The organism is Kribbella orskensis (assembly GCF_004342085.1).
Classification (GTDB): Bacteria; Actinomycetota; Actinomycetes; order Propionibacteriales; family Kribbellaceae; genus Kribbella; species Kribbella orskensis.
This window is the reverse complement of sequence record NZ_SLWM01000002.1, coordinates 518034-538756: the sequence shown is the minus strand read 5'-3', so window position 1 is coordinate 538756 and position 20723 is coordinate 518034. Positions and strand designations below refer to the sequence as shown.

The 20723-nt window shown below is 67.5% G+C and carries 17 protein-coding genes; 6 read left to right on the top strand and 11 right to left on the bottom strand.

The features are described from left to right. Nucleotides 1-14: 14 nt before the first annotated feature. The 5 genes from pulA to EV644_RS07560 all read right to left on the bottom strand — a co-directional run bounded on the left by pulA (nt 15) and on the right by EV644_RS07560 (nt 8533). Nucleotides 15-5750, bottom strand: coding sequence for a pullulanase-type alpha-1,6-glucosidase (gene pulA, locus EV644_RS07580; RefSeq protein WP_132187890.1), 5736 nt, complete (start codon nt 5748-5750; stop codon nt 15-17). Nucleotides 5751-5832: 82 nt separating this feature from the next. Continuing rightward, complete coding sequence (locus tag EV644_RS07575) at nt 5833-6594, bottom strand: SIR2 family NAD-dependent protein deacylase (RefSeq protein ID WP_241997973.1); 762 nt, start codon at nt 6592-6594, stop codon at nt 5833-5835. After that, nucleotides 6591-7154: a GNAT family N-acetyltransferase gene (locus EV644_RS07570; protein WP_132187891.1), complete on the bottom strand. Its 564-nt coding sequence runs from the start codon at nt 7152-7154 to the stop codon at nt 6591-6593. Before EV644_RS07570 ends, EV644_RS07575 begins: the two co-directional genes overlap by 4 nt. Before the next feature lie 42 nt (nt 7155-7196). After that, on the bottom strand, nt 7197-7409 hold the full coding sequence (locus EV644_RS07565) for a sulfurtransferase TusA family protein (RefSeq protein WP_132187892.1): 213 nt from the start codon (nt 7407-7409) through the stop codon (nt 7197-7199). Beyond that, nucleotides 7406-8533, bottom strand: coding sequence for a cysteine desulfurase family protein (locus EV644_RS07560; RefSeq protein ID WP_132187893.1), 1128 nt, complete (start codon nt 8531-8533; stop codon nt 7406-7408). Before EV644_RS07560 ends, EV644_RS07565 begins: the two co-directional genes overlap by 4 nt. Before the next feature lie 94 nt (nt 8534-8627). Between EV644_RS07560 and ctaC the strand changes: the two genes are divergently transcribed. The 5 genes from ctaC (at nt 8628) to EV644_RS07535 (ending at nt 14085) form a co-directional block, all read left to right on the top strand. Next, a complete protein-coding gene (gene ctaC / locus EV644_RS07555; protein WP_132187894.1) occupies nt 8628-9524 on the top strand; it encodes an aa3-type cytochrome oxidase subunit II in 897 nt (298 codons plus the stop codon). Next, a complete protein-coding gene (gene ctaD, locus EV644_RS07550) occupies nt 9521-11299 on the top strand; it encodes an aa3-type cytochrome oxidase subunit I (RefSeq protein ID WP_132187895.1) in 1779 nt (592 codons plus the stop codon). The genes ctaC and ctaD overlap by 4 nt, the downstream gene beginning before the upstream one ends. Further along, nucleotides 11296-11691, top strand: coding sequence for a cytochrome c oxidase subunit 4 (locus tag EV644_RS07545; protein WP_132187896.1), 396 nt, complete (start codon nt 11296-11298; stop codon nt 11689-11691). The genes ctaD and EV644_RS07545 overlap by 4 nt, the downstream gene beginning before the upstream one ends. A gap of 223 nt (nt 11692-11914) precedes the next feature. After that, nucleotides 11915-13159: a L,D-transpeptidase gene (locus EV644_RS07540; protein WP_241997975.1), complete on the top strand. Its 1245-nt coding sequence runs from the start codon at nt 11915-11917 to the stop codon at nt 13157-13159. Nucleotides 13160-13191: 32 nt separating this feature from the next. Next, nucleotides 13192-14085 (top strand): alpha/beta fold hydrolase, encoded by an 894-nt coding sequence (locus EV644_RS07535; RefSeq protein ID WP_132187897.1) that lies wholly within the window; start codon nt 13192-13194, stop codon nt 14083-14085. On the opposite strand, the gene EV644_RS07530 is transcribed toward EV644_RS07535, so the two are convergent. Continuing rightward, nucleotides 14074-14862: an alpha/beta hydrolase gene (locus EV644_RS07530; protein ID WP_158292764.1), complete on the bottom strand. Its 789-nt coding sequence runs from the start codon at nt 14860-14862 to the stop codon at nt 14074-14076. The two genes, EV644_RS07535 and EV644_RS07530, sit on opposite strands and share 12 nt — an antisense overlap. A 126-nt stretch (nt 14863-14988) precedes the next feature. Then, the gene (locus EV644_RS07525) at nt 14989-15822 is read right to left on the bottom strand and encodes an alpha/beta fold hydrolase (protein WP_132187899.1); all 834 of its coding nucleotides are present in this window, start codon (nt 15820-15822) and stop codon (nt 14989-14991) included. 41 nt (nt 15823-15863) lie between these two features. Here EV644_RS07525 and EV644_RS47105 point away from each other — a divergent pair, with 41 nt between their 5' ends. Next, on the top strand, nt 15864-16346 hold the full coding sequence (locus EV644_RS47105; RefSeq protein WP_158292763.1) for a MarR family winged helix-turn-helix transcriptional regulator: 483 nt from the start codon (nt 15864-15866) through the stop codon (nt 16344-16346). 62 nt (nt 16347-16408) lie between these two features. On the opposite strand, the gene qcrB is transcribed toward EV644_RS47105, so the two are convergent. The 4 genes from qcrB to ctaE are packed head-to-tail and all read right to left on the bottom strand — an operon-like array spanning nt 16409 to nt 20722. Next, nucleotides 16409-18088, bottom strand: coding sequence for a cytochrome bc1 complex cytochrome b subunit (gene qcrB, locus EV644_RS07515; RefSeq protein WP_241997978.1), 1680 nt, complete (start codon nt 18086-18088; stop codon nt 16409-16411). Between the two features lie 5 nt (nt 18089-18093). Beyond that, complete coding sequence (gene qcrA / locus EV644_RS07510; protein WP_132187902.1) at nt 18094-19149, bottom strand: cytochrome bc1 complex Rieske iron-sulfur subunit; 1056 nt, start codon at nt 19147-19149, stop codon at nt 18094-18096. Next, the gene (gene qcrC / locus EV644_RS07505) at nt 19146-20012 is read right to left on the bottom strand and encodes a cytochrome bc1 complex diheme cytochrome c subunit (protein ID WP_132187903.1); all 867 of its coding nucleotides are present in this window, start codon (nt 20010-20012) and stop codon (nt 19146-19148) included. The genes qcrA and qcrC overlap by 4 nt, the downstream gene beginning before the upstream one ends. After that, nucleotides 20009-20722: an aa3-type cytochrome oxidase subunit III gene (ctaE, locus tag EV644_RS07500; protein ID WP_199239698.1), complete on the bottom strand. Its 714-nt coding sequence runs from the start codon at nt 20720-20722 to the stop codon at nt 20009-20011. Before ctaE ends, qcrC begins: the two co-directional genes overlap by 4 nt. Nucleotide 20723 lies beyond the last annotated feature (1 nt).

The window sequence follows — 20723 nt, the reverse complement described above, 5'->3', positions numbered from 1 at the left end:
CCAAGAGACACTGCCTACTTCTGGACCAGTACTGCGACCGTGCGGGCCGGGACTGACACTGTGCCGGTCGACGCGGTCCAGGTGGTTTGTTTGACGACCGGGTCCGAGCCGGCGGCCTGGATGGGGGACAAGGACAGGTTGGCGCCGGTCAGGGCCTGGACCTGCTGGGTGACCGGAGCGCCGGTGGAGTTGAAGACGACCAGGGCGCCCTCGAGGGCGGGGTCGACGTTCGGGCCAACGGTGTCGTCGATCCGCATCACGACGACCCCGGGCACGGCGGCCGGCGTACCGCTCAGCGGGTAGGAGACCTTCTGGTTGATCAGGTCGGCCGAGCCCAGCCGGAAGAGCGGAGTGGAGAACCGCAGCTTCAGCAGGTCGACGGCCTCGTCGTTCGCCGTCGCCACGTCCGCGGCAGACGGCTTCAGCGCCGCGTTGCCGAGGAGCGGCTTCATGAACGACCACTTTGCCTCGTTGTCCGGCTTCGGTGGCAGACCGTGGCCGAAGCCGTTGTCCGCGCCGGTCCAGTCGAGCGTGTTGAACCAGTCGCCCGAGTCGTACGAGTTCCGGTCGAGCGACTTGCTCCGCAGCAGGTCCGCGCCGGCGTGCCAGAACGACGGCGTCTGGGCCAGCGCGGTGGTTGCCAGCGACAACGTGTTCATCCGGACCCGGTCCGCCATCGGCAGGTTCGCCGGCAGCTTGAAGGTGAGCGAGTCCCACAGCGTCTCGTTGTCGTGGGCATCCACATAGGTGATCACCTCGACCGGCTGATCGGCGTACCCGGCGGGTGATCCGTTGTAGTCGACGCCGTCACCTCGTACGACGGCGCCGGTCTCCGCGGACTTGAACGAGAACGCCCGCAGGTTCCCCGCCAGCCCGAGCTGGACGAGATCCGTGTCGTGCGCGAGCCGCTTCGCCCGGTCCTCCGGTGAGCCGTTGACGGGGGCGCCGTTCGGGTCGCTGGCCGCGCCGGAGCCGAAGCCCTGCAGACGAGGGTCCTCGTCGAACGGGCCACCACCGCGCACCGCGTCGCGCAGGCGGTCGGAGAAGGTGCCGATCCCGGTGCCGCCGAGCTGGCCCTGAGTGGCCTGGACGAACAGCGCGTTGTTGGCGACCTCGCCGAAGTTCCAGCCCTCGCCGTACAGGTAGATCTTCTTGCCGTCCACCCCGTCGCGCGCCAGGGTCAGCTGGTCGAGCGCGGCGCGCACCTTGAGCATGTTCGCCTTGCTGTGGTGGCCCATCAGGTCGAACCGGAAGCCGTCGACGCGGTAGTTCTTCGCCCACGACACGGTGCTGTCGACCATGATCTTCTCCGCCATCGCGTGCTCGGTCGCGATGTTGCTGCAGCAGGTCGAGGTCTCGACGCCACCGGTCGAGTTCAGCCGCTGGTAGTAGCCGGGCACGACCTTGTCGAGCACGGACGTCGGTGCCTGACCGGCCGCCGGCGTGTGGTTGTAGACCTGGTCGAGCACGACCCGCAGGCCGGACTTGTGCAGCCCGCCGACCATCGTGCGGAACTCGGCCACCCGCGCCAGGCCGTCCTTGGCCGTTGCGTAGGAGCCCTCCGGCGCGAGCCAGTGGTACGGGTCGTAACCCCAGTTGAAGCCGTCCTTCGCCGCCACCGCGGTGACGCACGCCTGCTGCTGCTCGGAGTCCGGCGGGAACGACTTGAGATCACACGCGGGAGTCTGCTGCCCGGTCTCCGGGATCGAGGCGATGTCGAACGTCGGCAGCAGATGCACCGTGTTCAACCCGGCTGCCGCCAGCTTGCGCAGGTGCTTCGTGCCGTTGCCCTCGTCCGCGAACGCCAGATACGTCCCGCGGTGTGCGGCCGGGACGGTGGAGTCGCTGATCGAGAAGTCCCGCACGTGCAACTCGTAGATCGTCGAGTCCACCGCCCGAGCCAGCTTCGGCGACGGCGTGCGCGACCACAGCGACGGCATACCGGCCTGATCGTCGAGATCCACCGCCACCGAGTACGCCGAGTCCGTGGTGAGTGCGAGCGAGTACGGATCGGTGACGACGTTGGTCTCCACCTTGCCGGTGCTCGGCGCGAAGACCACGACCTCATAGCGGTAGGTCGCGTTCTTCCAGGACCGCGACCCGTTCACGTACCACGAGCCGTCGTCCGTGGTCCGCATCGGAACCCGCTGCGACCCGACGAGCAAGGTGACCTCCTGCGCGGTAGGCGCCCAGAGCGTGAAGGTCGGAGCACCCCCGCGCCACGTGACGCCGTACGAGCGCCCGGCGGCCGACCCGCCGTACAGGTCGTCCAGGACACCGGGGATCTGTACTCCGCTCGCGTCGAGCAACCGCCCCGCATCGTCGTACTGCGCGAGCCCGAGCTGTCCCGTGAGGATCTTCCGGACGTCATCATGATCGAGCCGGAGCGCCGTGTATCCCTTCAACGCGGGGAACTTGGCAAGCACCTTCGGTGGGATCCCGGCCGGGTCGACCCGCAGCCCGGCAGACGATCCACCGATGTCGTCGGCATCCACCGCGAGCGAGCCCGTCGTCGACCAGTGCAGGCGCCAGCGGGACCGCTCGGGATGAGCGACGGCCGGTACGGCGAGAAGGTCCTTGCCGAGCCAGTGCGCCTTGGCCTGCTTGAGGTCGGGTTGTGCGCCCGGCTTGGCCGTGGTCACCGTCAGCACGTGCGTCGCCAGGACGTAGGAGAAGGTGACGACGAGTCCGTCCCCGGGCACGGTGATGGGGATGTTGCCGCCGGTCGGGCTGCCGCCGGCGCCGTAGCTCTCGTCCCAGGACAGGCCGTGCGCGACCTTCGCCTCATAGCTGCCCGCTCCGATCTTGCTCGTCGACCAGGTGAACGTGCCGTCGCCGTCCTGGTCGGTCAACCAGGGTCGCATGCAGTCGGGCGACCAGTCGGCCGGACAGCCCAGCTCGGACTGGAACGAGCCCGGCACGGTGACGATCGGGCCCTGCGCAGTCGACGTGACGAAGTGCCGGCCGTGCTCGTAGTAGAAGGTCACCGGTCCCGCGGGTCCGGTGTAGGAGATGTTGGCGCCGTTCGCGGCGCCGCCGGCGCCGTAGTTCTCGTCCCAGGTCTTGTTGATCGCGGCCTTGTAGGCGTGCTCGCCCTGCAGCCCGGTGAAGGTTCCCTTCCAGACGTTGTCCTTCGGGTCGAGCGTCAGTTGGGCCTGGTCGCAGTCCGGGGACCAGTCCGCGGGACAGCCCATCTCACTGTTGTGGTCGCCGGGCACGCTGACGTTCGCGGGCTGCGTCGCCGGGTCCTCGCCGCCGCCTCCACCGCCGCCGCCGGGCGTCGGGGCGTCGCCGACGATCCCGTACGACCCGGAGACCGAGTAGTTGCCGGACGCATCCTTGAGGACGGCCCGGTACTCGAGCAGCGTCCCCTTCGGCAGGCCGCTCACGTCGTGGAACACCCGGTACGGCGCGTTGTCGTCCGCCCCGAGCCGCTGCCACGCCGCAGTACCGACCGGGCGGTAGCCGAAGGTGACGGTGACGGGTGTGTTCTCCGGCACGGCCGCGGCGATCTCCGCACGGCCGCCGATCGTCGCGCCGGCCTCGGGCGAGCTCATGTAGACAGCGGGCGCCTTCGAGCGGTTCGGCAGCGTCGACGTCGCGCGGTAGACCGTTACGGACAGGGGAGCCGCCGTGACCGACACGCGTCCCTCACGGTCGGTCCTGAGGTCACCGCCACCGCCATAGATCGGCTTGAACCGGCTGTTCTTCAGGTACGTCGGGATGGTCGCCGACTTCGCGGTGGTCGCGTTGTTGGCGACGACCACGTACTCCGTCTTGTCGTTCCCGATGCGGCTGAACGCGTACAGCCCGCCCGCGTTCGACGAGTAGCGGTGCACCTGGGTGCCGTCGGCCAGCGTCGGGTACTGCGCCCGCAGTTTCTGCAGCGCGGCGATGTGGTTGTACATCGGCGCGTTGACGTCGAAGCGGTCCTGGCTGCCGATCGTGGTGGTGCCGGTGCCGTCGACCACCTCGTCATCGGTGTAGTCGGCGGTCTTCGTCGCGAACATGTCCTGCCGGGCGTCCTTGTCGCCACCCGGACCGGTGAAGCCCTGCTCGTCGCCGTAGTAGATCACCGGCTGGCCGCGGGTCAGGAACATCAGCGAGTGCGCAAGTTTGTCCCGGGCGAGCAGTTCCTGCCCGGCCGCGCCGCCCTGTTTGAGGAACAGGCCGATACGGCCCATGTCGTGGTTGCCGAGGAAGGTCGGCAGCTGGTACGCGTTCGAGTCGGCGTCGGTGTAGTAGTCGTCGTTCGCGTAGAAGTCGCGGAGCTGGGTGCTCGGCTTGCCCTGGGCGAAGGCGACCGCGTTCTGCTGGAAACCGAAGTCGAGCGTCGCCTGCAACGCGCCCTGGGTCGTGTAGGTCGACATCAACCTCGGGTCGGCGTCGAACACCTCGCCGAACATGAAGAAGTCCTTCTTGCCCGTGGCTTTGGCGGCTTCCAGGATCTTCGGCGAGAACTTCTGCCAGAACTCCATGTTCACGTGCTTCACGGTGTCGATCCGGAACCCGTCGATGCCAAGCTCGGCCCACGTCTTGTAGACGTCGATCATCCCGTCGCGGACCTTCGGCTGCTCGGTGAACAGGTCGTCCAGCCCGACGAAGTCGCCGTACTCGGCCGATTCGCCGGCGAAGGTCGAGTCGCCGCGGTTGTGGTAGAGCGTCGGGTCGTTCAGCCAGGCCGGCTGCTTCACCGTCTCGTCGGCCGGAGTCTTGAAGATCGGCACGTTCGGGAACGAGGTGTTGCTGTCCAGCGGCGGGAAGGTGTCGCCACCGGCGTACTGCTTGTCGTCGAAGACGTTGCCGTTCGCGTCCTTGTACGGGCTCGTCGACTTCGGGATGTAGCCGTACTGGCCGGACTGGTACGCGATCACGTCCGCGGTGTGGTTGGTGATGATGTCGAAGAAGACCTTCATGCCCTTCTGGTGGGCGAGGTCGATCAGCTGCTGCATGTCCGCGTTGGTGCCCAGGTGCGGGTCGATCTGGGTGAAGTCGGTGATCCAGTAGCCGTGGTACCCGGCGCTGACGTTCGCGCCCTCGCCCTGCACCGGACGGTTCTTGAACGACGGGGTCAGCCAGATGGAGGTGGTCCCGAGCGACTTGATGTAGTCGAGCTTCTGCATCACGCCGGCCAGGTCGCCACCGTGGTAGAAGCCCTTGTCGGTCGGGTCGAGGCCGGTGGTCAGCCGGTCGCCGGTCAGGCCGCCCGCGTCGTTGGACTTGTCACCGTTGGCGAACCGGTCCGCCATCAGGAAGTAGAACCGCTCCTTGGTGAGGTCCTTGCGCAGGCTCGGGCTCGCCAGCGCCTTGTCGGCCGGGGTCAGCCCGCCGGCCAGGTCGACAGGCTTCACCGACACCACGTGGCTGGTGTCGTCGTAGCTGAACTGCACCTTGGCCGGTCCCTCGAGCCGCAGCGGGATGTTCGGCCCGTTCAGGACCCCGCCTGCGCCGTAGTTCTCGTCCCAACTGCCGTTGACGGTGACCTTGTACTCATAGGCACCGGCGGGCACGTCGAAGACCTTGCTGTACTGCGTGCCTGTGGTGCTCTTGGTGAGCTCGCTCTGGGAGCAGGCTGGAGTCCAGTCGCTGGGGCAACCGAGCTCACTCTGCAGGGACCCGGCGACGGTGATCACCCGGTCGGCGGCGACGTCCGCGGGCGCGGCGACCGGCGTACCGAGGCCGAGCGCGACCACGGCCACCGCCGTCACCGCTGCGGTCAGACGTGCATGGGCATTGCGCAATCTGAACATCACGGGACCCCTCCCAAGGCAGGACAACCTGCGGGGACGCTAACCCGCCACCCACCCCGACGGAAGACCTCGAAGGTCGCGGTCAGGTCACTGCGGTGCGGATGATCAGTCGGACGACGTGACGAGGGCGGGGAGGCATTGTTCGATCGGGGTGGTGAGGACGGCGATTGCCTGGTCGTCGTACGGGGTTGGCTCGGCATTCAGGATGAGGAGGTCGGCGCCGGCTGACAAGGCGACGTCGCAGAGGCCGGCGGCCGGGTAGACCTGCAGAGACGTGCCGATGGCGATGAAAAGGTCGGCTTGCTCGGTGGCGGCGACTGCTGCGTCCAGGACCGCCTGGTCGAGGGTGGCCGAAGGAGACCGTCGCGGACTTGAGGATGCCGCCGCAGACCTCGCAGGCTGGGTCCTCGTCGCCTGCTTCGAGACGGGGGAATACGTCGGCCATCGGGATCCGGCGGGCGCAGTTCAGGCAGTCGACGTACCAGATGGTGCCGTGGAGTTCGTGCACCAGCGCGGGGGAGGAGCCGGCCTTCTGGTGGAGACCGTCGATGTTCTGGGTGATCAGCCCGGTCAGGCGGCCCTGGCGCTCGAGGTCGACCAGGGCTCGGTGGCCGCCGTTCGGCTCGGCGGTCCAGGTCGGTGCGGCGAGGCGGAACTTCCAGGCCTCGATCCGTACCGCGGCCGACGCGACGTACTCGTCGATGTCGAACATCACCTGAGCCGCCGGGTTCTTCGTCCACACTCCCTGTGGACCCCGGAAGTCCGGGATGCCCGACGCGGTGGAGATCCCCGCACCGGTCAGGACGGCGATCCGCTCGGCCTTGGCTACGAGTTCGAGGGTCACGCCTCCGAACGTAACGCAGCCTTCCAGTCCGGGGCCAAGACGGCCATCACGATGTCGTCGTAGCGCTCGCCCTCCCACAGCAGCGCCTCGCGCCGGACGCCTTCGACGACGAACCCCGCCTTCTCGTAGGCACGCCGGGCCCGCGGGTTGAAGCTGAAGACGCCGAGCTCGATCCGGTGCAGGCCGAGCTCCTCGATGCCGTAGCCGACGATCAGCCTGGTCGCCTCGCTGCCGAGCCCGCGGCCCTGACCGGCCGGACCGATCAGGATCCGGAAGCCGCAGGACTCGTCGTCCTTGCTCCACTCGTTCAGCACGGCCTCGCCGACCGTCTCACCGGTCGCCTTGTCGACGATGGCCAGATCCAGCCGGTCGGTCTGGTCCTTGCGGGTCCGCAGCCACTCGCGGTACTCCGGCTCGGTGATCTCGCCGCGCGACCCGGTGAACCTGGTGACGTCCGGATCCAGCATCGCCGCCATCAACGACTCGTAGTCGCCTTCGTCCAACGGCCGCAGGATCACCAGCTCACCGACCAACGTCGGCTTGTCCGAGAAGTCGCTCACGCCCCGGAGTCTCCCAACGAACCACCCGCCCGGCCAACGGATTTAGGTCAGCCGGCGGACGACGTACTGGTGGTCGAGGGCGGAGACGAGTTCCTGGGCGCGCATCCGGCACCAAGCGGGGATGTCGGTGGCGGCGGCCGGGTCGTCGGCCAGGATGGTGATGGTGTCCCCGACCGCCACGGTGGGTAGCGCCTGGGCCAGTTTGATCACCGGGAGTGGGCAGAGCAGGCCGCGGCAGTCCAGGTCGAGGTTCACATCCCCACCTCAGCACGGATCCGCCGGACCAGCCCGGGCAGCACCTCGGCGAACTGGTCGACCTCTTCGTAGGTCGTGGTCCGTCCGAGCGAGACCCGAACGTTGCCATGCGTGAGAACCCCCATCGCCGCCAAGACGTGCGACGGCCGCAGCGTGCTCGCAGTACAGGCCGAACCGCTGGAGACGGAGAAGCCCTCGGCGTCGAGAGCGGTGACCAGGGCCTCGCCGTCGACGTACAGGCAGGAGAAGGTCAGCACATGCGGCAGTCGGTCGTCCGGATCGCCGACCACCTCGACGTCGGCGATGTCCGCCGCCACGCGCCGGCGCAGTTCGTCGATCCAACTGCGGTGCTGCTTCTCCAGCGCCTCAGCCTCCTGCAGCCGCGCCTGCAAGGCGGCCGCTGCCGCCAGGGCCGCCGGGACGTTGGGATGCCCGGGGGCGAGGCCTTCCTCCCGCTCATCCACCGGCCAGGCAGGAGACAGGCGCGTCCCCTTCCGTACTGCGAGCAGGCCCACGCCGGCAGGTCCGCCCCACTTGTGCGCACTGGCTGCCAGTACCGACCACCCGGCCGGTACTGCGTCGCGCCCGATCGAGGCGGCCGCGTCGACGAAGAGGGGGACGCCTGCCTGGGCGCAGATCTCGGCCGCCCAGGCGATTGGTTGCCGCGTCCCTACTTCGTGGTTCGCCGCCTGGAGCGCTGCCAGGGCGACTCCTGGCTGGGTGACCTGGGCGGAGAAGGCGTCCTGGTCGATCCGTCCCACGGAGTCGACGCCCACCTCGGCCGCAGTACCGGCTGCTGCCGCGGCGTGCAGGACTGCCGAGTGCTCCACCGCGGAGTGCACGATCGTCGAGCCGACCCGTCGCCGGGCGGCGGCTACAGCGGGTAGTCCGGAGTGGATCGCAGCGGTGCCGGAGGAGGTCAGATAGAGCTCGTCAGGCCGTACTCCGACGGCGTCCGCGAGCACCGCGCGAGCGTTGTCCAGCAGCAGTCTGGCGTTGCGTCCTTCATGGTGCAGCCGGGCCGGATCGGCCCAGCCGGAATCCAGCGCCGACAGCAGGATCTCCCGCGCTGCCGGATGCAACGATTCGGCCGATGCCGCATCCAGATACGCACGCTCGCTCATACGGGAAACGCTAAGCCCTACCTATGCGCAGAACCGAGGAAGGTGTCCAGTAGTGTTCTGTCGTCAGTCTCACCTGGGAAGGGAAAGGCGCCCCGTGGGTTCGAACGGCACGCCCGGAGTGCGCGCAGCAGGTCTGAAGAGGACCGGCGCGGGAGCACGTCCGGCGAAGCGACGCCTGCTGGTTCCGGCGGCAGCGGTAGTCGGCACATTGTTGCTGACCGGCTGTTCGCAGGCGAACAAGGAGCAGTGGAAACGACTCGGCCTGCCCGTGGGGGCATCTGACCGGACCGAGGCGATGGAGAGCCTCTGGATCGGCGCCTGGATCGCCGCGCTGATCGTGGGCGTGCTCGTCTGGGGCCTGATCCTGTGGGCGTCCGTGCGGTATTACCGGCGCAACGAGAACGCCCCGCGGCAGACGCGGTACAACCTGCCGCTCGAGGTGCTCTACACGCTGGCACCGTTCGCGATCATCGGGGTGCTCTTCTTCTACACGATCGAGCACGGCAACGAGATCACCCACATGTCGGACGACCCGTCCCACACCATCAATGTGGTCGGTCAGCAGTGGCAGTGGACCTTCAACTACAAGGAGACGGTCGACGGGCAGGAGGGGGTCTGGGAGACCGGCACCCTCGAGAAGCCGGCCGAGCTCTGGCTGCCGATCAACGAGTCGGTGCAGTTCGACCTGACCTCGCCGGACGTCATCCACTCCTTCTGGGTGCCCTCGTTCTACTTCAAGCTGGACGTCATCCCGGGCCGGACCAACAAGTTCCAGCTGACCCCGACCAAGACCGGCACCTTCGCCGGCAAGTGCGCGGAGCTGTGCGGCCTGTACCACAGCCGGATGGTGTTCGCCGTCAGGGTGGTCACCCCCGACGAGTACCAGGCGCACCTCAGGGAACTGGCCGCCAAGGGCCAGACCGGCGCCGCCACCGGTGGCCAGGACGCGACCACCATCCCCGGTCACGGTGAGCAGGAGGGCGAGAAGTGACGGAGTACGCCGAGCGCACCGGCACAGTCGGTGCGACGACGGCGCTGCCCAGGCGGCGCAGCAAGGGCCAGATCGCGGTCAAGTGGCTCACCACCACCGACCACAAGCTGATCGGCCACCTGTACCTGATCACCTCGTTCGTGTTCTTCCTGATCGGCGGTGTGATGGCGCTGCTGATCCGCGCCGAGCTCGCCAAGCCGGGTCTGCAGATCGTGAACGAAGAGGTCTACAACCAGCTCTTCACGATGCACGGCACGATCATGCTGCTGCTGTTCGCGACGCCGCTGTTCGTCGGGTTCGCGAACGTGATCATGCCGGTCCAGATCGGCGCGCCCGACGTGGCGTTCCCGCGGCTCAACATGTTCAGCTTCTGGCTGTTCCTGTTCGGTGGTCTGATCACCCTCAGCGGCTTCTTCACCCCGGGCGGCGCGGCCGACTTCGGCTGGTTCGCCTACGCGCCGCTGTCCAACGCGGTCCGCTCGCCGGGCATCGGCGGTGATCTGTGGATCATGGGTCTGTGGATGGCCGGTCTGGGCACCATCCTGGGTGCGGTCAACTTCGTCACCACGATCATCACCATGCGCGCGCCGGGGATGACGATGTTCCGGATGCCCATCTTCGTGTGGAACATCCTGATCACGTCGCTGCTCGTGCTGATCGCGTTCCCGATCCTGGCCGGCGCCCTGCTGATGCTGGAGGCGGATCGAGCTCTGGGGGCTCACGTCTTCGACGCGGCTAATGGTGGTCCATTGCTGTGGCAGCACCTGTTCTGGTTCTTCGGGCATCCCGAGGTCTACATCATCGCGCTGCCGTTCTTCGGCATCATCACCGAGATCCTGCCGGTGTTCAGCCGCAAACCGATCTTCGGCTACATCGGCCTGGTCGCCGCGACGCTGTCCATCGCAGTCCTCTCGGTGGCGGTGTGGGCGCACCACATGTTCGTCACGGGAGCGGTCAACCTGCCGTTCTTCTCCTTCATGACGTTCCTGATCGCGGTGCCGACCGGGGTGAAGTTCTTCAACTGGATCGGCACGATGTGGGGCGGCTCGGTGTCGTTCGACACCCCGATGCTGTGGGCGGTGGGCTTCTTGACCACCTTCCTCTTCGGCGGTCTGACCGGCGTCATCCTGGCCTCCCCGGCGCTGGATTACCAGCTGTCCGACTCGTACTTCGTGGTCGCGCACTTCCACTACGTCGTCTTCGGCACGGTGGTGTTCGCGATGTTCGCCGGGTTCTACTTCTGGTGGCCGAAGATGACCGGCCGGATGCTCGACGAGCGACTGGGCAAGCTGCACTTCTGGCTGTTGTTCATCGGCTTCCACACGACGTTCCTGGTGCAGCACTGGCTGGGTGTCGAGGGCATGCCGCGGCGCTACGCGTCGTACGGGGCGAACGAGGGCTTCACCACGCTGAACGAGGTGTCCAGCGTCGGGGCGTTCATCCTGGGTCTGTCGATGTTGCCGTTCTTCTACAACGTCTACAGGTCGCGTAGATCGCCGCTGGTGGGGGTGGATGACCCGTGGGGCTGGGGCCGCTCGCTGGAGTGGGCTACCTCGTCACCGCCGCCGCGGCACAACTTCGTCAGCCTGCCGCGGATCAGGTCCGAGAGCCCTGCGTTCGACCTGCACCACCCGGACATCGCGATGTCGGAGTACCCGGACTCCGGTGCACCCCGGGACAACCTGCTCGACGCGGGTGAGGACAAGGGCCGGGTGGAGAACCTGGAGCGCAACCTGAACACCGGCACCGGTGTGGACACGGAGGACAAGGCATGAAGGTCGAAGCCTGGGTCTTCGGCATCCTGACGCTGTTCGTACTGATCGTCACGCCGATCTACTGGATCATGTCCGAGGATCCGACCGGCACCACCGCGCTGGTGATGACGTTCTTCCTGTCGCTGCTGGTGGCGTTCTACCTGAGCGTCACCGGCCGGCGGATGGACACCCGGCCGGAGGATCGCAAGGAAGCCGAGATCGTGGAGGGCGCCGGTGAGCTCGGCTTCTTCCCGCCGTACTCGTGGTGGCCGCTGTGGTGCGCGCTGACCCTGTCGGTGATCGTGCTCGGCCTGGTGTTCGGCTGGTGGCTGTTCATCGTCGGCAGCGGCCTGGGCATCATCGCGCTGTCCGGTTTCGTCTTCGAGTACTACCGCGGGGACCACGCCCACTGAGCTGCTTGAAACCGATCGGTTTTACCGATCGGACGTGATCCTTGTCGCGCCGGCCGTAACGTTTTCGGCCGGCGCGACGTCAACTAAAACGTGTGATCGAACGTCACCAGTACTGCGGGCCTGTGGGGCCTCGCCGTACTGGTGATTTTGTGCAGTGCGCGGGTACGACCGGCCGGGAGGTACCGTTGCCCCGGGCGGCAGATCGTTTCTCAGGGGAGCTCAGGTGTCGAGTAGTTCGGTGCGGAAACACGGCCTTGCCGTGGCGGGGGTTTGCGCGATGCTGCTGGTCGGCACCGCCTGCAGCGACTCGGAAGCGGCGGATCCGGCGCCCTCGGCGAGTACGACGCAGAGCAACTCCACGCCTGGCGCGTCCAGCAGTCCCGGGGGCAGCACGCCCTCGCAGGACCCGGCCGCCGCGAACCTCCAGATCGTCCCGGCCCAGGGTGCCTCCGCGGTCCGTCCGGACAAGCCGGTCACCGTCGCCACCAGTTCCGGAACGATCGAGGACGTCACGCTGAAGGACTCCGACGGCGACAAGGTCGACGGCAGCCTCAACGACCGGAAGTCCCAGTGGACCTCCGAGTCGGGGCTCAAGCCCGGCGAGAAGTACACCCTCTCCGGCACCGCCAAGAGCAGCGACGGCAAGGACGTGCCGATCAGCTCGACCTTCCGGACGCTGGCCGCTGCGAGCAACCTGAAGGCCTCGGTCGCCCCGCTGAACGGCGAGACCGTCGGCGTCGCGATGCCCATCCAGATCTTCTGGAACCACACCGTCAAGGACCGCGCCGCGGTCGAGAAGCGGCTGTCGGTGAAGACTTCGGTCCCGGTCGAGGGCACCTGGCACTGGATGAACAGCCAGCAGGTCAACTACCGCCCGAAGACCTACTGGCCGGCCGGCACCAAGGTGTCCGTCAGCATCGACACCCAGGGCGTCAACGCCGGCGCCAACGTCTGGGGCGCCGCCAGCCGCAAGATCGACTTCACCATCGGCAAGTCCGTCGTCACCAACATCGACGTGGTGCGCCATACGATGACGGTCGCCATCAACGGCAAGGTGGCCCGCACCATCCCGATCACCGCCGGCAAGGACGGCTTCACCACCCGCAGTGGCGTGAAGGTGATCATGGAGAAGTACGCCACCAAGCGGATGGACGCCCGGACCGTCGGCATCAAGCCGGGCGACCCGGAGTACTACGACATCCACGACGTGAAGTGGGCCCAGCGAGTGACGAGCTCCGGCGAGTTCATCCACGGCGCTCCCTGGTCCGGCGGTGCGCAGGGCCGCGAGAACGTCAGCCACGGCTGCGTCGGCATGAGCCTCAAGGACGGCGCCTGGTACTTCTCCCAGACCCTCCGTGGCGACCCGGTCGTCGTCACCGGCACCGCCCGCAAGATGGAGACGGGCAACGGCTGGACCGACTGGAACCAGCCCTGGGCCGCCTACAAGGCCGGCTCAGCCCTCGCCTGACCCACTCCAGGCTCCAGGTCTATGTTTGTGAGATGGCGGATGAGGCGGGGAGTCGCCTGATCGGGCTGGCGGGTGGCCGGGCGGTAGAGGTGTGGGAGGGCGGGGACGCGGACGGCGTACCGGTGGTGTTTCACCATGGGACGCCGTCGGGGCGGCTTCAGGCGCGGCTGGGCGAGGAGGCTGCGCGGCGGTCGGGTGTGCGGCTGGTCTCGTTCAATCGGCCGGGCTATGGGCGTTCGACTGACACGCCGCCGAGCCTCGCCTCCGTCGGCGTCGACACGCTCGCCGTGGCGGATGCCCTGGGCATCGGAGAGTTCGCCGTACTGGGTGCCTCGGGAGGCGGTCCGTACGCGCTGGCCACGGGGCTTGCCGACCAGGTGAGAGTGCGGGCGGTCGGGATCGCAGGTGGGGTCGGCCCGTGGCGACTGGTCGAACCGCCCGACCCTCTGGATCCCGATCTGCCGATTCTCGCCCTCGCGGATGCCGGCGACATCGAGGGCGCGTTGAGGGGCTTCCGGGCGGAGGCGGGCGGAAGGTACGAGAAGCTGCTCGCGCTGCCGGATCCTGCCATGACGGAGGAGTTCTTCGCCGGCATGCCCGAGAACGACGCCGGCTGGCTCACTGCGGAGAACAAGCGGCTCTTCGGCCTGGATCTTCGCGACACCCTGCGGACTCTCGATGGCTACGCCCGCGACAACGTCGCCTGGGGCGGCGAGTGGGACATCGATCCGGCCCGTCTCGAGGTGCCCACCTGGCTCTGGTTCGGAGATCTGGATCTGATGGTGCCGCCGTCGCACGGCCGCTGGTACGCCGAGAGAATCCCGAACTCCACCCTCGTCACCAGGTCTGGTATGGGCCACGGCAGCACGCTCTTCGAGTACTGGGACGACATGCTCACCACCCTCCGAGATCAGCTAGACCGCTGACCGCAGGTGGTGCGCGACAAAGTCACGCCAGTGCGCGATCGCTTCCGGAGGCGTGGTCGCGTGCGACCCCGCGAAGGCCATCAGCTGCTTGTCAGGTGATCCCAGCAGGTCGAACAGCTCGAACTGGCCGGCGCGATCGAAGAGCTCGTCATCCCACTGCACGTGGAAGAGAAGCGGCGTAGTGATCCGTGGCGCATCCCGGGCGAACCGCGGAGCCATGTCCACCCCTGCAGGCATAGCCGACGGCTGCTGCATCCCGTACTTCCCCAGTACTGCGCAGCGCAGCCGGCTGCCCACTGCGGCTGCGAGCGGCAGGCCGAAGCGCGTCCCCATCGACAAGCCCACGTACCCGAGCCGGGAGGCATCGACGGCGTCGAGCTCGCCGAGAGCATCCGCCGTCGCGAGCCAGTCGTCGACCATCCCGTCGGTGATCCTGTCCACCCCGGTGGATGCCATCCGCTGCTGGTAGTCGCTGCTCTCGACTGGCTCGGGCACGCGCTCACCGTGGTACGGGCCATCGATCCCCACGACCGCTAGCTGAGCCTCGCCGGCGAACCACCGCGCCAGACGCAGCTGACGATCGGCCCGCTTGTGTCCGCTGCCCCCATGCCCGAGCAGGACGAGCGGCAGGGCCCGCTCAGGTGCTGCCGGCAACCACAGGATCCCCGGGACGCCAGCCGGATCCGGCGCGCCGCCTGCATCCCGCACCAGCCGGAATGGTCGCTCGGTCACTGCGCCCTCTACAACCGGTTCACCGACCCACTGCAGTTCGCCCACACCGCCTCCTCCGACCACGCGACCCGGCCCGGCGAGCCTATGCCGCGCCCAACGCCGACAGCTGGGCCACCGAGGACGAGACCCGGGCCGAGATCATCGAGTCCTGACTGACAGCACCACCCGCAATCAGCTGAGGTGCTTCTCGAGGGCTGCTGCTAGTTCTTCAGTGTGGGCTGCGGGGAGGGAATGGTGGGTGGCGGTTGGGAGGTGGGTGATGGTGGCTGTGGGGATGAGGGTCTGGACTCGGGTCGCGAGCTGAGTTGGGTTCTGGGACTTGCTGTGGTCGGCGATGACCACAAGGAGGTCTTGGTGGAGGGTCCGGAGGGCCTCGTCGGTGGGGCGCTCGGGGCGGACCAGACGGGGCTTGGGGAACTCGGCGGCCAGGCCGGCTACCTCGAGCCAGGCCGGGTTGATGGGGACGCCCTGGGTTTCCCACCGGAGGAACGACTTGGTGCGCGCGCTGCTGGGTTTGAGGAGGGACGGGAGCGCTCGCAGTACGTAGGAAGTTCGCAGTGGGGTGAAGCAGTCTGTGGGGTCGATCAGGGCGAGCTTGTCGACGCGGTCAGAGGCGTGGAGCGCGTAGCTGAGTGCCAGCCAGGAGCCGTATGAGTGGCCGCACAGGTGGGTCCGGGGGAGTTGCAGGCCGTCGAGTACTGCGGTCAGCCACTGCTGGAGGTCTTCGGGCTTCGTGAGCTTGCGCCCGGAATTCACGCTCAGCCCGGCATCGATGATCAGGTCGATCGCGTAGATCCGATGGTTCTGCCCAAGGTGGTTGGCCTGGCCGAACCACACCGGGGAGGTCGCGCCATGGCCGGCCAGTAGGACCAGGGGAGGGGCATCCGGTGGGCCGCAGGCGTTCACGTGGGTGGAGCCGAACTCGGACTCCAGCGTCAGCGACTCCACCGGGAGCGTCCAGTGGCGGAGGAGTTCGGCGTACGCGGCGCGGAAGGCTGAGTCCATGGTTAGCAGATTACCTCACTGAGTGAGGTAATCTGCAGCCCGTGGATACCCGTGAAGGAGTCACCCCGTCGGACCCCGAGCGCAAGGCGGCGCTCGAGCTGATCCACCAGCTGAGGGAGGTCGTCGTACGGCTGGAGTTGGCCGCGGGGGAGTTCGCACGGAGTACCGGGCTGCATGCGACCGACGTACGGGCGCTGATCAGGCTCCTGGACGCCGAGAGAGCCGGGGTGGAGGCGACGCCCACATGGCTCTCCCAACAGCTTGGAATGACCTCTCAGGCGACCACAGCGGTAATCCACCGCCTGGAGGCCGCCGGCCACCTAGAACGCCGCAGAAGCCCGACAGACGCCCGCAGCACCCACCTAGCCGTCACCGAGTCCGCAGTAGCCCTCGGCTGGGACTTCTTCGGCCCCCTCCTGGACCGCCTGATCGCCGTCACCACCCCCCTCACCCCCACAGCCCGCACCACCATCACCACCTACCTAACCGCCATAACCACCGCCACAGACCCCACCTCCACCTGACCCCCGGAGTACACGCGAAAGGCCCCGGCTTGGTAGCCGGGGCCTCTCGGGTGCTGCTGTGGTTAGTGCTCTACAACCTTGTGGGCTGTGGCGTCGTCTACCTCGACGGTGCCGGTGACGCCTTCGACTGCCTCGTGGTGGTCGTCCTCGTGGGCGGTATGGGCGTGGGCTTCCTCGATCTCGGTGGCCGTGGGCTTCTGGACCGCGTCGGCGAAGTAGAACCGCGACAGGCTCGCGCGGACCTTCTTGAGTGCCCGGTGGGGAGCCCGGACGCCGTTGTCGTCGGTCTCGGGACCGATCTCGAGCGGCAGGGTGCGGTCGTGGGCCGTGAGCGAGTAGGCCTCGTACTTCGAGATCGGGGTGTGCTTCTCGTAGTACTCGCCGTCGGGCGTCCGGACGATGATGCCGGATTCCAGGCCGTGCAGGAGCCGATCGTTGTCGGCGCGCTGCAGCGAGATCGCGACCCGCCGGGTGACCCAGAAGGCGAGCACCGGGCCGATGAAGACCGCGAACCGCAGGAACCAGGTCACGTTGTTCAGCGAGAGCCCGAAGTGGGTGGCGATCAGGTCGTTGCCACCGGCGATCCAGAGCAGGCCGTAGAACGTGATGAACGCTGCGCCGATACCCGTCCGGGTCGGCATGTTGCGCGGCCGGTCGAGCAGGTGGTGCTCGCGCTTGTCGCCGGTGATCCAGCCTTCGATGAACGGATAGAGCGCGACCAGCGTGACGAAGGCGGGCGGTATCAGCAGAGCCGGGATGATCAGGTTCCAGCTGAGCGTGATGCCCCAGAAAGTGGACTCAAACCCCGGCATCAGGCGCACGGAGCCCTCCAGCCAGCCCATGTACCAGTCGGGCTGTGAGCCGGCCGTCACCTCGGCCGGGTTGTACGGACCGTACAGCCAGACCGGGTTGATCTGCAGCAGCGCACCCATCAGGGCGGTGATGCCGAAGACGACGAAGAAGAAGCCACCGGCCTTGGCCATGTAGACCGGCATCAGCGGGTAGCCGACGACGTTCTTCTCGGTCCGGCCGGGGCCGGGGTACTGGGTGTGCTTGTGGTACACGACCAGGAACAGGTGGGCCGTGACCAGGGCCAGGATCAACCCCGGGATGAGCAGCACGTGCACGGTGAAGAACCGGGGGACCATGTCGTCACCTGGGAACTCGCCACCGAAGATGAGGAAGTTCAGCCAGGTACCGATCACCGGTGACGACTGGATCATGCCCTGGGTGATTCGCAGACCGGTGCCGGACAGCAGGTCGTCGGGGAGGCCGTAGCCGATGAAGCCCTCGATGATGCCGAGGAACAGCATCGTGAAGCCGATCACCCAGTTCAGCTCACGCGGCTTGCGGAACGCGCCGGTGAAGAAGATGCGGAGCAGGTGCACCATCATCGCGGCGATGAACAGCACAGCCGCCCAGTGGTGGATCTGCCGCATCAGCAGACCGCCGCGGACGTCGAAGGAGAGGTCCAGCGTCGAGGCGTAGGCCTCGGACATGTGCAGGCCCTTGAGCAGGCTGTACGAGCCCTGGTACTCGACCTCGGCCATCGACGGCTTGAACCAGAAGGTCAGGAAGATGCCGGTGAGGATCAGGATGATGAAGCTGTAGAGCGCGATCTCGCCGAGCATGAAGGACCAGTGGTCGGGGAAGACCTTGCGCAGGTTCTTCTTGCCGATCTTGCCGATGCCGAGGCGATCGTCGGCCCATTTGACCGGTGGGGGGAACTCTTTCGTAGCCACTGGTGTCACCCTCGTTCGAAGAAGCTCGGGCCGACCGGCTCATGGAAGCCGCTCTGCGCGACGATGTAGCCTTCCGCGTCCACTGCCAAGGGTAGCTGGGGCAGCGGACGGGCAGCCGGACCGAAGATGACCTTGGCTCCATCGGCCAGGTCGAAGGTCGACTGGTGGCACGGGCAGAGCACGTGGTGCGTGGTCTGCTCGTACAGCGAGATCGGGCAACCGACGTGGGTGCAGATCTTGGAGTAGCAGAGGATCCCGTCGATGCCCCAGTTCTCCCGGCCGGGAGGCACCTGGATCTCGGCCGGTGGGATCCGGACCATGATCACCGCGGCCTTGGCCTTGGCGTTCTGGTACTCGACCGGGCTGTCCTCCTGCATCGCGGCCAGGTTGGCCGGCGCCCCATTGACCAGCTGGCCGACGACCAGGTCGGCGGGCTTGATCGGGCGCAGCGTGACGTCGTTGACGACTCGGATGCCCGCTGCCCAGATGGTGCCGAAGAGCTTGTTGCCCGGCGCCGGGCCGAGGTCGCGCAGCAGCACGATGGCCGGCAGGCCGAGCAGCGCCATCGCCCCGATCAGGGAGCGGCGGATCAGCTTGCGGCGGGTGAAGCCCGACTCGTCGACCCCGACCTGGAAGGCGTCGATGATCTCGGTCTTCTGCTCCGGTGAGGAGTGCGCCGGATGCCGGTCCTCGGAGATCTCGACGTCGACCATCAGCTTCTTGGCCCACTGGATCGCGCCGGCGCCGATCAGGAACAGCCCGAACCCGAGGCACAGGCCCAGGGTGAGGTTGTTCGCGTTGCCATTCAGCGGACCGACGGTGACTTCGCTTTCGCGGGGGATCGCGAAGTACGCGACGCAGGCAACCACCGCGAGCAGGCCCGCGAGGCTGAACATGGTGGCCACCTGGCGCTCGACCCGGTCGGCCGCCTTCGGGTCGATGTCGGTGATCCGGTTCTCGTGCGGCTCGATGCCCGGGTCCGGGATCGGCTCGGCCACCTGGACCTGACCGTGTTCCTCTTCCGCCGTCACGGCGGGAAGGTTCGGCTTCTCGTCGCTCATTCGGCCCTCACTCCCTTGGCCTTGACGCCCTTGGCGCCGATCCAGACCGCTACGCCCACCAGCAGGCCGATGCCGACCAGCCAGCCCCACAGACCCTCGGAGACCGGGCCGAGCCGGCCGAGGCCGAAGCCACCGGGGTCCTTCTGCTCCTGCAACGCGTTCAGGTACGCGATGATGTCGCGCTTGTCCTCAGGCTGCAGCACCTGGTCGGAGAAGACCGGCATCTGCTGCGGACCGGTGAGCATCGCCTCGTAGATGTGCTTGGGGTCGACACCCATCAGGGACGGGGCGTAGCGGCCGTTCGGCAGCGCACCGCCCTTGCCGGCGAAGTTGTGGCACGCCGTGCAGTTCGTCCGGAACAGCTCGCCACCGCGGGTGACCTGCTCGTCGGTGGCCTTGCTGATGTCGTACGACTCCTCGGCCGGGACGGCCGGGCCCGGGGCCAGCGACGCGACGTACGCGGCCAGCGCCTCGATCTCCGCCGGCGTGTACGACGGGGCCTTCTGCGGCACCTGGGCGCCGGTCTGGGTCGCCGGCATCCGGCCGGTGCCGACCTGGAAGTCGACCGCGGCGGCACCGACGCCGATCAGCGAGGGTCCGGCCATCTTGCCTTCGCCGTTGCCGCCGCCTTCGGCGTTCAGGCCGTGGCAGCTGGCACAGCCGACCGCGAAGAGCTTCTTGCCCTCTTCGATCTGCTGGGACTGGGCCGAGGTGTCCGCCACCGCGTTGTCAGGGGCGAACGCGGCGTACGCGGAGCCCACCGCCAGGAGGCCGAAAAGAAGCACGACGAGGCCGGCTGACCGATGCCGTCGTCGCGCGGAAAGGAAACGCGCCGGTGACAAGGAAAGTCTCTTCTCACTCATTGGAGCAGGTAGATGGTCGCGAACAGGGCGATCCAGACCACGTCGACGAAGTGCCAGTAGTAGGACACGACGATCGCGGAGACGGCCTGTTCGTGGGTGAACTTGCGAGCCATGTACGTCCTGGCGAGGACGAACACGAAAGCGATGAGACCGCCGGTCACGTGCAGACCGTGGAACCCGGTGGTCAGGAAGAAGACCGATCCGTACGGCGACGACGAGATCGTCAGGCCCTCGTGGACCAGGGCGGCGTACTCCGTCACCTGGCCGGCGATGAAGACCGAGCCCATCAGGTAGGTGAGGATGAACCACTCGCGCATGCCCCAGCCGCGGACGTTCGCCACCGAGCCGGACCGCCCGACCTTGCCGTGCTCGGCGGCGAAGACGCCTGCCTGGCAGGTGAACGACGAGGCGACCAGGATGAACGTGTTCACCGAGGCGAACGGGACGTTCAGCATTTCCGTGGACGTCGCCCAGAGCGTTTCCGCCCCAGGTGCCGCCGCGGCGGTCGTTACCGACCGGATCGTGAAGTAGGCCGCGAACAGGGCGGCGAAGAACATCAGTTCGCTCGAGAGCCAGACGATCGTGCCGACACTGACCATGCTGGGACGGTCGTGGTGTCCGTGTTCACGGGACGCTGGGAGCGCGGTTGCAGTGGCCACGCGGTCATTATGTCGGTCCGGGGATCCGACAGCACGCCCACCCCCATGCATG